12 protein-coding genes are annotated in these 13,610 nt (G+C 54.7%); all 12 read left to right on the top strand.

What is annotated here, in order from left to right:
• Positions 1 to 367 precede the first annotated feature (367 nt).
• The 12 genes from MTP43_RS01795 to MTP43_RS01740 all read left to right on the top strand — a co-directional run bounded on the left by MTP43_RS01795 (position 368) and on the right by MTP43_RS01740 (position 13,576).
• Positions 368 to 1,282: a DUF6017 domain-containing protein gene (locus MTP43_RS01795; RefSeq protein WP_249235025.1), complete on the top strand. Its 915-nt coding sequence runs from the start codon at positions 368 to 370 to the stop codon at positions 1,280 to 1,282.
• 100 nt (positions 1,283 to 1,382) lie between these two features.
• Entirely contained in the window at positions 1,383 to 1,853 is a 471-nt protein-coding gene (locus tag MTP43_RS01790) for a PcfB family protein (RefSeq protein WP_005933691.1), read from the top strand.
• Positions 1,850 to 3,655, top strand: coding sequence for a VirD4-like conjugal transfer protein, CD1115 family (locus MTP43_RS01785; RefSeq protein ID WP_249235024.1), 1,806 nt, complete (start codon positions 1,850 to 1,852; stop codon positions 3,653 to 3,655). The genes MTP43_RS01790 and MTP43_RS01785 overlap by 4 nt, the downstream gene beginning before the upstream one ends.
• A gap of 48 nt (positions 3,656 to 3,703) precedes the next feature.
• On the top strand, positions 3,704 to 3,919 hold the full coding sequence (locus MTP43_RS01780) for a Maff2 family mobile element protein (protein WP_005922889.1): 216 nt from the start codon (positions 3,704 to 3,706) through the stop codon (positions 3,917 to 3,919).
• A gap of 86 nt (positions 3,920 to 4,005) precedes the next feature.
• Positions 4,006 to 4,869: a VirB6/TrbL-like conjugal transfer protein, CD1112 family gene (locus MTP43_RS01775; protein ID WP_112116565.1), complete on the top strand. Its 864-nt coding sequence runs from the start codon at positions 4,006 to 4,008 to the stop codon at positions 4,867 to 4,869.
• Between the two features lie 20 nt (positions 4,870 to 4,889).
• Positions 4,890 to 5,315, top strand: coding sequence for a PrgI family protein (locus MTP43_RS01770; protein WP_249235200.1), 426 nt, complete (start codon positions 4,890 to 4,892; stop codon positions 5,313 to 5,315).
• Positions 5,242 to 7,644, top strand: a complete 2,403-nt coding sequence (locus MTP43_RS01765) for a VirB4-like conjugal transfer ATPase, CD1110 family (RefSeq protein WP_249235023.1) — start codon at positions 5,242 to 5,244, stop codon at positions 7,642 to 7,644. Before MTP43_RS01770 ends, MTP43_RS01765 begins: the two co-directional genes overlap by 74 nt.
• On the top strand, positions 7,641 to 8,537 hold the full coding sequence (locus MTP43_RS01760; RefSeq protein ID WP_249235022.1) for a DNA cytosine methyltransferase: 897 nt from the start codon (positions 7,641 to 7,643) through the stop codon (positions 8,535 to 8,537). The genes MTP43_RS01765 and MTP43_RS01760 overlap by 4 nt, the downstream gene beginning before the upstream one ends.
• Complete coding sequence (locus MTP43_RS01755) at positions 8,534 to 10,519, top strand: C40 family peptidase (protein ID WP_249235021.1); 1,986 nt, start codon at positions 8,534 to 8,536, stop codon at positions 10,517 to 10,519. Before MTP43_RS01760 ends, MTP43_RS01755 begins: the two co-directional genes overlap by 4 nt.
• 18 nt (positions 10,520 to 10,537) lie before the next feature.
• Positions 10,538 to 10,789: a DUF4315 family protein gene (locus tag MTP43_RS01750; protein ID WP_005942334.1), complete on the top strand. Its 252-nt coding sequence runs from the start codon at positions 10,538 to 10,540 to the stop codon at positions 10,787 to 10,789.
• On the top strand, positions 10,779 to 11,501 hold the full coding sequence (locus MTP43_RS01745; protein WP_249235020.1) for a DUF4366 domain-containing protein: 723 nt from the start codon (positions 10,779 to 10,781) through the stop codon (positions 11,499 to 11,501). Before MTP43_RS01750 ends, MTP43_RS01745 begins: the two co-directional genes overlap by 11 nt.
• Entirely contained in the window at positions 11,498 to 13,576 is a 2,079-nt protein-coding gene (locus tag MTP43_RS01740; protein ID WP_249235019.1) for a DNA topoisomerase 3, read from the top strand. Before MTP43_RS01745 ends, MTP43_RS01740 begins: the two co-directional genes overlap by 4 nt.
• Positions 13,577 to 13,610 lie beyond the last annotated feature (34 nt).

The following is a 13,610-nucleotide window of genomic DNA, read 5'->3' as shown; positions in this document are numbered from 1 at the left end:
CATTGAAAAAAGCGCCAAGGTCATTGAAAGTCTTGCCTGAGCCGTAAATTCCGACACGATCCATGAGCCAATAAAACAAAAATCCGAACCTTTCTCCTATCGAGAAAAGGTTCGGATTTTCATTATTTGGTGCGAGTAGTGATACAGCATTTTCTAAAAACAATCGTAGTACAATTTGTTTTTGAGGTCATCGGATAGCAACTTGCTTGTATCGCACCCCGATGGGCAGCCGTGTTTGAAACCCAGTTGCCCTTTATATACCACACAACCTAAAAATTCTCAAGTACGCGCAGCGTTCACTTCTCCCACCACCGGGAGCAAATGAACGCTGCTTTTTTTGTTTACAGCGAAAGGAGGCATCCGTGAAATGGCAGTTTTTCGGGTAGAAAAGAACAGCGGCTACACGGTCATGTCGAACCACCACCTGCGGAACAGGAACCTGTCCCTGAAAGCCAAAGGCTTACTCTCCCAAATGCTCTCACTGCCGGAAGATTGGGATTACACCCTGCAAGGGCTGGCCCGTATCAACCGGGAAAGCATCGATGCGATACGGCAGGCCATCCGGGAACTGGAACAGGCGGGCTACATCCAGCGTTCCAGAGAACGGGACGAGAAAGGGCGGCTGCGCGGCGCAGACTATGTGATCTTCGAGCTGCCGCAGCCCGTTCCTGCATCGGTTTCACCTACATTGGAAAATCCAACGTTGGAGAATCCCACGCAGGAAAACCCTACGTTGGAAAATCCAATGCAATTAAATAAAGATAAACTAATTACAGAAAAACAAAAGAAAGAGAGATTAAATACCGATTCCATTCCTATCCATTCCCCAAACCCCTTGCCTTTGGACGAGGACGAGGCAGCGGCACCGCCGCCGGAACGGACCGGAAGCCGAAAGGAAACGGCCTATCAAATCTACCGGGGCCTGATTTTGGAGAACATCGAGTATGACACCCTCATCCAGAATCCCCGGATAGACCGGGAACAGCTGGACGAAATCGTGGACATCCTGCTGGAAACGGTCTGCACTTCCCGCAAGTCCATCCGGGTGGCCGGGGACGATTACCCGGCAGAGTTGGTCAAGGCGAAATTTTTGAAGCTGGACAGCCATCACATCGAGTTCGTCATGGACTGCCTGCGGGATAACACCACCAAAGTCCGTAACATCAAGCAATACCTGCGGGCCATGCTTTTTAACGCGCCCAGCACCATCAACAGCTACTATGCGTCCCTTGTGGCGCACGATATGGCGCAGCCTGATTGGGGCCGCCCGCCCAACAACTGACCGAAAGGAGCGTCACCCTATGCGCACTACCTACCTGCGGCGGCTGGTGGTTCCACCCTAGCTGCCGCTCTGAATTTTCTGCAACAAGGAGGGATTCATATTGCAGGAAGAAGTTACCCAGAAAACCATTGCCTTGTCCATGAAAACAGGCAAACTCACCGCCCAAGCGTTGCAAGCTGCGCTGAAAAAATATTTGCAACACCGGGCCAAGGGGCCAAAGCTGCACCACGGCAAGCAAAGCCTGAAACAGCTGAAAGCCCACGGCGCGGCTCTGACCAACATTGAAGTCACGGAGGCGAACATCGGGGCGTTCAAGCCCTGCGCCAAAAAGTACGGCGTAGACTTCACCCTGCGCAAGGACAAAACCACCCAGCCGCCCCACTACATCGTGATCTTCAAGGCCAAGGATGCGGACAATCTGGAACAGGCGTTCCGGGAGTTCACCGCCAAAACGCTCTCCAAGGAGCAGCGGCCCTCTATCCGCAAGGTGCTGGCAGCAGCCAAGCAGAAAGCCGCCCAGCAGCCGAAACGTGCCAAAGAAAAAATCAAGCAAAGGGGGCTGGAACGATGAAGCCTGAACTGAAAAAGCTGCTGTTGCTGAATCTGCCGTATCTGCTGTTCGTGTACCTGTTCGCCAAATGCGGGCAGGCATACCGTCTGGCGGCGGGCGTGGATGCTTCGGCCAAGCTGCTGCACCTGACGAACGGCATCTCGGCTGCCTTTGCAAACCCGCTGCCCAGCCTGCATCCGTTTGACCTCTGCGTGGGCGTTGCCGGGGCGGTGGCTGTCCGGCTCATCATGTACAGCAAGGGCAAGAACGCCAAGAAGTACCGCAAGGGCGAGGAATACGGTTCTGCCCGGTGGGGCACCGCCAAAGACATTGCCCCGTACATCGACCCCAAGTTTGAAAACAACATCCTACTGACCCAGACCGAACGCCTGACCATGACCGGGCGGCCCAAAGACCCCAAGACGGCCCGGAACAAGAATGTGCTGGTGATCGGCGGCTCCGGCAGCGGCAAGACCCGGTTTTACGTCAAGCCCAACCTCATGCAATGCTTTCCCACTTCCGACTATCCCACCTCATTTGTGGTCACTGACCCGAAAGGTACTCTGGTTCTCGAAACGGGCCAAATGTTCCAGCGGGCAGGCTACCGGATGAAAATCCTGAACACGATAAACTTTTCCAAGTCCATGAAGTACAACCCCTTTGTCTACATCCACTCGGAAAAGGATGTGCTGAAGCTGGTGAACACCCTGATTGCCAACACCAAGGGCGAGGGTGAAAAATCAGCAGAAGATTTTTGGGTGAAGTCGGAACGGCTGTTCTACACCGCGCTCATCGGCTACATCTGGTACGAGGCACCGGCAGAGGAAATGAACTTCACCACCCTGCTGGAAATGATAAACGCCAGTGAAGCCCGTGAAGATGACCCGGACTTTCAAAGCCCGGTAGACCTCATGTTTGAACGGCTGGAACAGAAAGATCCGGACCACTTCGCTGTCCGGCAGTACAAAAAGTTTTTGCTGTCGGCGGGCAAGACCCGTTCCTCCATCCTGATAAGCTGTGGTGCCCGTTTAGCCCCATTTGACATCCGGGAAGTGCGGGAGTTGATGGAGGACGATGAAATGGAGCTGGACACCATCGGGGATGAAAAGACCGTGCTGTTCCTGATTATGAGCGACACGGACACCACGTTCAACTTCATTCTCGCCATGCTCCAAAGCCAGCTTATCAACCTGCTGTGTGACCGTGCGGATGATAAATACGGTGGTCGGCTGCCTGTCCATGTACGGCTGATTCTGGACGAGTTCGCCAACATCGGGCAGATTCCCAACTTCGACAAGCTGATCGCCACCATCCGCAGCCGGGAAATCTCGGCATCCATCATTTTGCAGAGCCAGTCGCAGCTGAAAACAATCTACAAAGATGCGGCCGAAATCATTTCGGACAACTGCGATTCTATTCTCTTTTTGAGTGGGCGGGGCAAAAATGCCAAAGAGATCTCCGATGCGCTGGGGAAAGAGACCATCGACAGTTTCAACACCAGCGAGAACCGGGGTTCTCAAACCTCCCACGGACTGAACTATCAAAAATTAGGAAAGGCGTTGATGTCAGAGGACGAAATCGCAATTATGGACGGCGGCAGATGTATTTTGCAGCTGCGGGGTGTGAGGCCGTTCTTCTCGGAGAAGTTCGACATCACCAAGCACCCGCACTACAAATACCTTGCGGACGCGGACAAGAAAAACACCTTTGATGTGGACAGGTTCTTATCCACCCTGCACCGGAAGCGGCAGCAGGTAGTCGCACAGGACGAAAGTTTTGACCTGTACGAAATCGACCTGTCGGATGAAGATGCAGCCGAATGATTTTTATTTTTGAGTGCCGCAGAACAAGTGGCAGAAAGCGAGGACCTTATGGAATTTTTCAACAGTGCAGTCGATACTTTGCAGACCATCGTGGTCGGTCTGGGCGGTGCCCTGTGTGTATGGGGCGGCATCAACCTGTTGGAGGGCTACGGACAGGATAACCCCGGCAGCAAGAGCCAGGGCGTGAAGCAGCTGGTCGCGGGCGGTGGCGTTGCCCTGATCGGCGTGACCCTTGTCCCGCTTCTGTCCGGGTTGCTGGGCTAACCTCAACTTATCCGTACATCCACCTTTGAGACCCCACCGCGCTCTCCCGCTGACATGGGAGGGCGCGGGAAAGGAGGTATCTTTGCTTGATTAGTGAGATCATCGAGAAATGGATAAAAGGCATTTTGATAGATGGCATCACGGGCAACCTCTCCGGCCTGTTCGACAACGTAAACGCCAAGGTGGGCGAAATCGCTTCGGATGTCGGCTCCACCCCGCAGGCATGGAACAGTGGTATCTTCAATATGCTGCGCAACCTTTCCGAAACGGTGGTGCTGCCCATTGCCGCAGCCATCCTTGCCCTTGTGATGTGCCATGAGCTTATCCAGATGATTACCGAAAAGAACAATATGCACGACTTCGACACCTCCATGTTCTTCCGCTGGATTTTCAAGTCTGCCTTTGCCATCCTCATTGTCAGCAACACATGGAACATCGTCATGGGCGTGTTCGATGCCACCCAGAGCGTTGTCAACCAAAGTTCCGGCGTGATCATCGGTGAAACATCCATCCACTTTGACCGCCTGATACCCGGACTGGAATTTCAGCTGGAAAGCATGACCATCGGCAGTCTGCTCAGCCTGTGGTTTCAGACCCTTGTGGTGGGCCTGACCATGAACATCCTGTCTATCTGCATCTTCCTTGTGACCTATGGCCGCATGATCGAGATTTACGTTGTGACCGCGCTGGGGCCTATCCCGCTTGCCACCATGGGCAGCAGCGAGTGGCGCAGCACCGGGCAGAACTACTTGAAGTCTTTGCTGGCACTGGGGTTCCAAGCCTTCCTGATTATGATTGTCGTGGGCATCTATGCGGTGCTGATACGCAATATTTCGGGCGCGGCAGACATTGCCGGGGCCATCTGGGGCTGCATGGGCTACACCGTGCTGCTCTGCTTTTGTCTGTTCAAGACCGGCAGCATCAGCAAGTCGGTGTTCGGTGCCCACTAAAGCCGAGAAAGGAAAAACGTATGGCGTACGTGACCGTTCCCAAAGATTTGACCCATGTAAAATCCAAAGTTTTATTCGGGCTGACCAAGCGGCAGCTGGTCTGCTTCGGCGGTGCGCTTTTAACGGGCGGACCGCTTTATTTTTTGGCCCGGAACTATCTTTCCAACAGTGCAGCGGCCCTGCTGATGATTTTTGCCATGCTGCCGGGGCTGCTGTTCGCTCTGTTCGAGCGGCACGGCCAGCCCCTTGAAGTAGTGATTCAGCAAATGATTCAGTGCTGTTTCCTGCGCCCCAAGGAAAGGCCCTATCAGACCAACAATGCTTACGCCGCCCTTGTGCGGCAACACCAAATGGAACAGGAGGTAAAGGCCATTGTCCAGAAAAACGATACCCCGCGAAACCGAAAAGCCCAAAAAGCTCACCCGCGCCCAGAAAAAAGAAATTGATGCCGTTATCCGCAAGTACAAGGGTGACGGCAAGCCCCGCACGGCACAGGCCACCATCCCGTATGAGGCCATCTACCCGGACGGTGTGTGCCGCATTGACCGCCGCACGTTCTCCAAGTGCATTGCCTTTGAGGACATCAGTTATCAGCTGGCCCAGCCGGAAACAAGAACCGCCATCTTTGAACACCTGTGCGACCTGTACAACTATGTGGATGCCTCCATCCATGTGCAGCTTTCGTTTCTCAATCGCAAAGTTGACCCGGTGCAGTACGCAAAAAGTTTTGAGATCGCACCGCAGGGGGATGATTTTGACGACATCCGCGCCGAGTACACCGCCATCCTGCAAAAGCAGCTTGCCAGCGGCAACAACGGCATTGTCAAAACCAAATATCTGACGTTCACCATCGAGGCCGACAGCCTGAAAACAGCACGGTCGCGGCTGACGCGCATTGGCCTTGACCTGCTGGGCTATTTCAAGACCATGGGCTGCGTGGCACACGTCATGGACGGGCAGGAGCGTTTGGAGGTGCTGCACGGCATCTTCCACCCGGACGGCGAACCGTTCCGTTTTGACTGGGACTGGCTGGCACCCTCCGGCCTGTCTACCAAGGATTTTGTGGCCCCGTCCTCCCTCTGTTTCGGTACGGCCAAAACCTTTGGTTTGGGCGGAAAGTATGGAGCTGTGAGCTTTTTACAAATCCTTGCGCCGGAACTTTCGGACGAAATGCTGGCCGACTTCCTCAAAACGGAAAGCGGCATTCTCGTCAATCTCCATGTGCAGGCCATTGACCAGACCGAGGCCATCAAAACCATCAAGCGGAAGATCACAGACCTTGACGCCATGAAGATTCAGGAACAGAAAAAGGCTGTCCGTTCCGGGTACGACATGGATATCCTCCCCAGCGACCTTGCCACCTACGGCGAGGATGCCAAAAAGCTGCTGAACAAACTGCAAACAAGAAATGAGCGATTGTTCATGCTGACTTTTTTAGTGCTGAACGTGGCCGACACCAAGCAAAAGCTGGGCAACGATGTGTTCCAAGCGGCGGGTGTGGCGCAGAAGTACAACTGCTCCCTTGTCCGGCTGGACTACCAGCAGGAGCAGGGCCTTGTGTCCAGCCTGCCGCTGGGCATCAACCAGATAAAGATTCAGCGCAGCCTTACCACCTCCAACGTGGCGGTGTTCGTGCCCTTTGTAACGCAGGAGCTTTTCCAGAGCGGAGCCGCTATGTACTACGGCATCAACGCAAAATCCCACAACATGATCATGCTGGACCGCAAGCAGGCCCGGTGTCCCAACGGCCTAAAGCTGGGTACGCCCGGCAGCGGCAAATCCATGAGCTGCAAGTCCGAAATCGTCAGTGTGTTTTTAACGACTGCTGACGATATTTTTATTTCAGACCCAGAGGCCGAGTATTATCCGCTGGTCAAGCGGCTGCATGGGCAGGTCATTAAACTTTCGCCTACCAGCAAGGACTATGTAAATCCGCTGGACATCAACCTCAACTACTCCGAGGATGATAGCCCGCTGGCCTTGAAATCGGATTTTGTGCTGTCGTTCTGTGAACTGGTTATGGGCGGCAAAACAGGTCTGGAAGCGATCGAACGCACCGTGATAGACCGTGCCGTGAAAGCCATCTACCGCCCCTATCTGGCGAATCCCTGCCCGGAGAATATGCCGATTTTGTCTGACCTCCACCAAGCCCTGCTCGACCAGCACTTGCCGGAAGCGGACCGGGTAGCGCAGGCATTGGACTTGTATGTGTCCGGCTCGCTGAACGTGTTTAACCACAAAACGAATGTGGACATCCACAACCGGCTTGTGGCCTTTGACATCAAAGAGTTAGGAAAACAGTTAAAAAAATTGGGGATGCTCATTATCCAAGACCAGATATGGGGCCGCGTCACCCAGAACCGCAGTCAAGGCCGGGCCACATGGTATTTTGCAGACGAGTTCCACCTTTTGCTGAAAGAGGAACAGACCGCCGCGTACAGTGCCGAGATTTGGAAGCGCTTCCGCAAATGGGGCGGCGTGCCCACAGGTGCCACCCAAAATGTGAAGGACCTTCTTTCTTCCCCGGAGATTGAGAACATTCTGGAAAACAGCGACTTCATCACGCTGCTGAATCAGGCATCCGGCGACCGCAAAATCCTTTCGGAACGGCTGAACCTCTCCGCAGACCAGCAGAAGTACATCGACAATTCCGAACCGGGCGAAGGACTGCTGATTTTTGAAAATGTGGTGCTGCCGTTTTCCAATCCCATTCCGAAAAACACCCAGCTCTATAAAATCATGACCACCCGGCTCAACGAGGTGGTGGAGCTATGAGCTTAACGCATTTTAGCTTGTTTTCCGGCATCGGCGGCATTGACCTTGCCGCAGAAGCGGCGGGTTTTACTTCGGTCTGTCAATGCGAGTGGGCAGCCTTTCCCGCCGCTGTTCTGGCAAGCCACTGGTCGGAGGTGCCCCGTTTTCAGGACATCACCACAGTAACAAAGGAGGCTTTCTTTGAAAAAACAGGACTTCGCACCGTCACCCTCATTTCAGGCGGCTTCCCGTGCCAGCCGTTCTCCACCGCAGGGCGGCAGCGCGGCTTCCACGATGAACGCTACCTGTGGCCCGAAATGCTGCGGGTTATCCGGGAATTGCAGCCCCGTTGGGTGCTTGGAGAAAATGTTGCTGGCTTCCTCCGTATGGGGCTCGACAAAACGCTCATTGACTTGGAGCAGGCAGGTTACGATGTTCGGGTTTTCGTATTACCTGCTGCTGCCGTTGGCGCGTGGCACGAGCGGAAACGAGTATTCATCATCGGCTCCGCTGCTTCCCACGCCCCTTGCCAGCGACACCGGGGATGTGGGCAAGGGACTGGACATCCAAATCTCTGCGAACGGAAGCTACCGCAAGATGAACAAGGACGGCAAGGCGTGGACGGCGCGGCTTTCCCATGTGGTCTACCGGATGACCCCCACCACGCTGGAAAAGCCCTACCTCAACCCGGACTGGGTAGAGTGGCTGATGGGTTTCCCGCGCAAATGGACGGACATTCCCTTTGGGCCGAAGAACCCGCCGACATCCCGCGTTTGACCGAAGAGGTGCCGAACCGCAGCAAGCGGATGAAAACGCTGGGCAATGCGGTTTCGCCGCCGCAGGTGTTCCCGATTCTCAAATACATTGCGGACATTGAAACGGGCCGCTGTCCGATGGGAGGTGAAGAACTTTGAAAGAATTGCAGGCAAAAGCCAAAGTCACCCAGACCATGACCCGTGACGGTCTGGTGGTGGAAAATCAAGCGGACGGTACTGTGGAGAACATTTCCAGTCGGGAAGCGGAACAGGACTACTCCACGGATGCCGAGGGCAAGGCAGAAAAAATTCTGGAACGGGCCGAGGACATCAAGGACGGGCATAAAAATAAAAAGAAATCGAAAAAGGCAACAGAAACAGCGGCCACCGCCGAAAGTGAAGATGGTCTGCACCGTTCCGCTGCCCGTCTGGAACTGACCGAAGAAGAACGGGCAGACCCGGCGTTGCAGCCGTACATCCAAAAGGCGGAAGCGAAAGCCGACAAGCTGGATACGGCCCGCGCTGCTCTGCCCAAAAAGCGTGTCCCGGTCAAGGAAAAAGTCTACGATGCTGCCAGCGGCAAGGCAAAATCTACCTTGCGCTTTGAACAGCAGGACAAAGGCCCGCCCAGCTTGAAACCAAACCCGGCCAGTCGGCCACTGTCGGAAGCGTTGCTGTTCGCTCACGGAAAAATCCATGAAGTCGAACACGAAAATGTGGGTGTGGAGGGTGGCCACAAGGGTGAAGAACTGGCGGAGCGTCAGACCGCCAAAGCCATCCGCAGCGGCATCCGGCACCACAAGATGAAACCCTACAAGGCCGTGGAAAGGGCAGAGCGTCAGCTCATGTCTGCCAATGCAGAATACTTTTACCAGAAATCCTTGCGGGACAATCCGCAAATTGCACAGGCGGCCAGCAACCCCATTTCCCGGATGTGGCAGAAACGGCGTATCAAACAGCAGTATGCCAAAGCTGCACGGCAGGCCGGACAAGCCGCCGCGCAGGGTGCAACCGCCACCGCAGAGAACGGTTTCCGGGTAACGAAGCTGGCGGCCGAGGGCGGCGAACGGGTAGCCGAATTTGCGGCCCGGAACTGGAAAACCATTCTGATCGTGGCGGTGTTCGGTCTGCTGGCTCTGCTCTTGATAACGGGTTTGCAGTCCTGCACCGTGATGGCGGGCACCGCTGGAACCGGCGTGACGGCATCCTCTTATTTTTCCAAGGACAAGGATATGCTGGGTGCAGAGAAGGCTTATGCCAAGCTGGAACAAAAGCTGCAACGGTATCTCGACACCTACGAGGCCACCCACAACTACGATGAATACCATTTTTATCTGGACGAAATCGAGCATGACCCCTATGTGCTAATCTCGATTTTGTCCGCGCTCCATGATGGCGTTTTTACATTGGCCGAGGTGCAAAGCGAGATTGAAATGCTCTTTGAAAAGCAGTACATCCTGACCGAGACCGTGACCATGCAGATACGTTACCGTACAAAAATGATGGTTATTATTGGCCCGTATGGCGTGCCGCAAGTTATCACCTACCAAGAACCGTATGAATACTACATCTGCACGGTCAAGCTGAAGAACAAGGATTTATCCCACCTGCCCGTGGAAGTACTGACCGAAGAACAGCTCAGTGCCTATTCGCTCTATATGCGCACGCTGGGCAACCGGCCGGATTTGTTTGGCAAAGCGCAATACCCCAATGCGTCCACCATCAAGCAGCCCACCTACTACGATATTCCCCCGGAAGCGTTAAAGGATGATAAGTTTGCCGCCATGATGGAGGAAGCAACCAAGTACATCGGCTACCCGTATGTGTGGGGCGGCAGTTCGCCCAGCACCAGCTTTGATTGCAGCGGCTACATTTCGTGGGTGCTGAATCACTCCGGCTGGAACGTGGGCCGCCAGACCGCACAGGGCCTTTACAACCTCTGCACCCCTGTTTCGACGGCGCAGGTCAAACCGGGCGACCTTGTGTTTTTCAAGGGAACCTACGATACCCCCGGCGTGAGCCATTGCGGTATCTATGTAGGCAATTCCATCATGCTGCACTGCGGCGACCCTATCTCTTACACAAACCTCAACTCAAAATATTGGCAGGAACATTTTTACAGCTATGGGCGTTTACCGTGACGCCAGAAAGGATTTTGTATGGCAAAAAGACTTTCCCGCATTGAGCGTGACATCGAACGGCTCAAAGAAAAAATCAGCGAATACCAGCAGCAGTTGAAAGAACTGGAAGCTGCAAAGACTGAACAGGAAAACCTGCAGATTATTCAGCTGGTGCGCAGCATGAACATGAAGCCGGACGAGTTCGCGGCTTTCCTGCGCAGCGGTGCGCTGAATGCTGCACCCACCGCCACACCGTACCACAAACAGGAGGATGCCGCCGATGAAACCTGATAACTGGAACCGTTTCGCTGCTGGACTGCTGGCCATCCTGCTCTGCCTCTGCTCCTTTTCCATGCCCGCTTTCGCAAGCGGTACTGACCCTGCCCCGGAACCTCTGCCGGAGATTATTGAAGAAGAACCCACTACGGGCGGCATGGAGCCGGAGGGCGTGTCCATCACGCCCAAAGGCAACGCAACACTGGTGGATGATTTCTACGGGGACAAACAGCTTATCACCGTGACCACCAAAGCCGGGAATTATTTTTACATTCTCATTGACCGTGCCAACGAGGACAAGGAAACGTCCGTTCACTTCCTGAACCAAGTGGACGATGCCGACTTGCTGGCCCTGCTGGATGAAGAACCGCAGGACACCGAGTTCTGCACCTGCACCGTGAAATGTGAGGCCGGGAACATCAATGAAAACTGCTCCTTGTGTGAAAAGAGCCTGCGCAACTGCACAGCCCCGGAAGCTGTGAAAACCGACACCGAAACGCCGCAGGAAAAGCCGAAATCCAACATGGTCAGTCTGATGATTCTGCTGGCGCTGGCTCTGGCGGGCGGTGGCGCGGCACTCTATTATTTCAAGTTCCGCAAGCCCAAGGCCGATACCACCGGGCACGATGATCTGGACGAATACGATTTTGGCGAGGACGAGGATGCAGACGAGGAACCGGCTGAAATCGAGATTCATTCGGAGAACGGACAGGAGGACGAAACATGAGCGTTCAGCTGGTGATTGCCGAAAAGCCCAGTGTGGCCCGCAGCATTGCCGCCGTGATCGGGGCCGATGAAAAGCAAAACGGCTATTGGCAGGGCGGCGGGTATCTGGTCAGCTGGTGCATCGGGCATCTGGTGTCCTTTGCAGAGGCGGGCCAGTACGATGAAAAATACTGCAAGTGGCGGTATGAAGATTTGCCCATCCTGCCCCAGCCGTGGCAGTTCATTGTCCCGGACGAAAAGAAACAGCAGTTTGAAATCGTCCGCGCCCTGCTCAACCGCCCGGACGTGGACAGCGTGACCGCTGCGACCGACGCAGGCCGGGAGGGAGAACTGATTTTCCGTTTCGTCTACCAAATGGCCGGTTGCACAAAACCTGTGAAGCGGCTCTGGATTTCCAGCATGGAGGATGCAGCCATCCGGGAGGGCTTTGCAAACCTGCGCCCGGATTCGGATTATGATGCTCTGTATCAATCGGCCCTCTGCCGTGCAAAGGCGGATTGGCTGGTGGGCATCAATGCAACACGGCTGTTTTCGGTGCTGTATCACAAAACCCTGACGGTAGGCCGGGTGCAGACCCCGACACTGAAAATGCTGGTGGACCGGGACGCAAAAATCCTGCGCTTCCAGAAAGAAAAGTATTATACGGTCGGCATCCAGTCCGGCAGCTTGAAAGCAGACAGTGGGCGCATTGCGGATGCAGAAACCGCAAATTCTCTCAAAGAAAAATGCACAGGCACAACTCCCGTTTGTACTTCTGTCAAACGGGAGAAAAAGACAGAACAGCCGCCCAAGCTCTATGACCTGACCACCTTGCAGCGGGAAGCAAACCGTCTGTTCGGTTTCACCGCCAAGCAGACCCTTGACTACGCCCAGCAGCTTTACGAAAAGAAACTGCTGACCTATCCCCGCACCGACAGCCAATATCTAACCGAGGATATGGGCCAGACAGTACAACATCTTGTGTCTGACCTGCTAGAGCTGCTGCCCTTTGCCCAAGAGCTTGACTTGACCCCGGAAGTGGGCCGGATTCTGAACAGCAAAAAGGTATCGGACCACCACGCCATCCTTCCCACGGCCGAATTTGTAAAACAGGGCTTCACCGGCCTTGCGGAAAGTGAGTGCAAGCTGATGAACCTTGTCTGCTCCAAACTGCTCTGTGCGGTGGCCGCACCCCACGAGTACGAAACAGTGACCGCCGTGTTCTCCTGTGCAGGGAACGAGTTCACCGCCAAGGGAAAAACGGTGCTTGTCCCCGGATGGAAAGAGATCGACCAACGGTTCCGCTCCACCATGAAAGCAGACGGCGAAGAAGAAACGGAAGCCCTGAACACCCTGCCGGAACTGGCCGAGGGGCAGAGTTTCCGCGTAACTTCTACCGTATCGGAACACTTCACATCCCCGCCGAAAGCCTACACCGAAGATACGCTCCTGTCAGCAATGGAGCGGGCTGGGGCCGAGGATATGCCAGAGGAAGCAGAGCGCAAGGGACTGGGTACTCCCGCCACCCGTGCGGCGATTCTGGAAAAGCTGGTGCAAATGGGCTTTGTGCAGCGCAAGGGCAAACAGCTTGTCCCCACCAAGGACGGCATCAATCTGGCGGTGGTTCTGCCGGAAAGCCTGACCTCTCCCGTCCTGACCGCCGAATGGGAAAATCGCCTGACCGAGATTGCCAAGGGCAATGCAGACGCGGACGAGTTCATGGCCGAAATTGAAGCGCAGGTGCGCCAGCTGGTCAAGACCTATTCTTGTATCAGTGCAGATAAGCAAAACCTGTTCCAGTCGGAACGGGTTATTATCGGCAAGTGTCCCCGGTGCAGTGAAAACGTCTATGAGGGCAAGAAAAACTTCTACTGTGGGAATCGTAGCTGTCAGTTCGTGATGTGGAAGAATGACCGCTTCTTTGAGCAGCGCAAAAAGGCGTTCACACCGAAGATTGCCGCTGCTCTGCTCAAAAACGGTAAGGCAAAGGTCAAGGGCCTCTATTCCGAAAAGACAGGCAAAACCTATGATGCAACGGTGCTTCTGGCAGATACGGGAGACAAGTACGTCAATTACCGGGTAGAGCGCAAAGAGTAAGGCAAAAATACGAGGGCCGGTTATGGTAAGGTGA

The organism is Faecalibacterium sp. IP-1-18, from assembly GCF_023347355.1.
In the GTDB taxonomy this organism is placed as follows: domain Bacteria; phylum Bacillota; class Clostridia; order Oscillospirales; family Ruminococcaceae; genus Faecalibacterium; species Faecalibacterium prausnitzii.
Note: the sequence above shows the minus strand (reverse complement) of the source record. Positions and strands in the feature narration are given on the sequence as shown.

What these genes read in the sequence shown, in the direction of transcription:
- MTP43_RS01795 (WP_249235025.1), top strand. Translation starts at nt 368, where the DNA reads ATGGCAGTTTTTCGGGTAGAAAAGAACAGCGGCTACACGGTCATGTCG.
- MTP43_RS01785 (WP_249235024.1), top strand. Translation starts at nt 1,850, where the DNA reads ATGAAGCCTGAACTGAAAAAGCTGCTGTTGCTGAATCTGCCGTATCTG.
- MTP43_RS01780 (WP_005922889.1), top strand. Translation starts at nt 3,704, where the DNA reads ATGGAATTTTTCAACAGTGCAGTCGATACTTTGCAGACCATCGTGGTC.
- MTP43_RS01770 (WP_249235200.1), top strand. Translation starts at nt 4,890, where the DNA reads ATGGCGTACGTGACCGTTCCCAAAGATTTGACCCATGTAAAATCCAAA.
- MTP43_RS01760 (WP_249235022.1), top strand. Translation starts at nt 7,641, where the DNA reads ATGAGCTTAACGCATTTTAGCTTGTTTTCCGGCATCGGCGGCATTGAC.
- MTP43_RS01750 (WP_005942334.1), top strand. Translation starts at nt 10,538, where the DNA reads ATGGCAAAAAGACTTTCCCGCATTGAGCGTGACATCGAACGGCTCAAA.
- MTP43_RS01745 (WP_249235020.1), top strand. Translation starts at nt 10,779, where the DNA reads ATGAAACCTGATAACTGGAACCGTTTCGCTGCTGGACTGCTGGCCATC.
- MTP43_RS01740 (WP_249235019.1), top strand. Translation starts at nt 11,498, where the DNA reads ATGAGCGTTCAGCTGGTGATTGCCGAAAAGCCCAGTGTGGCCCGCAGC.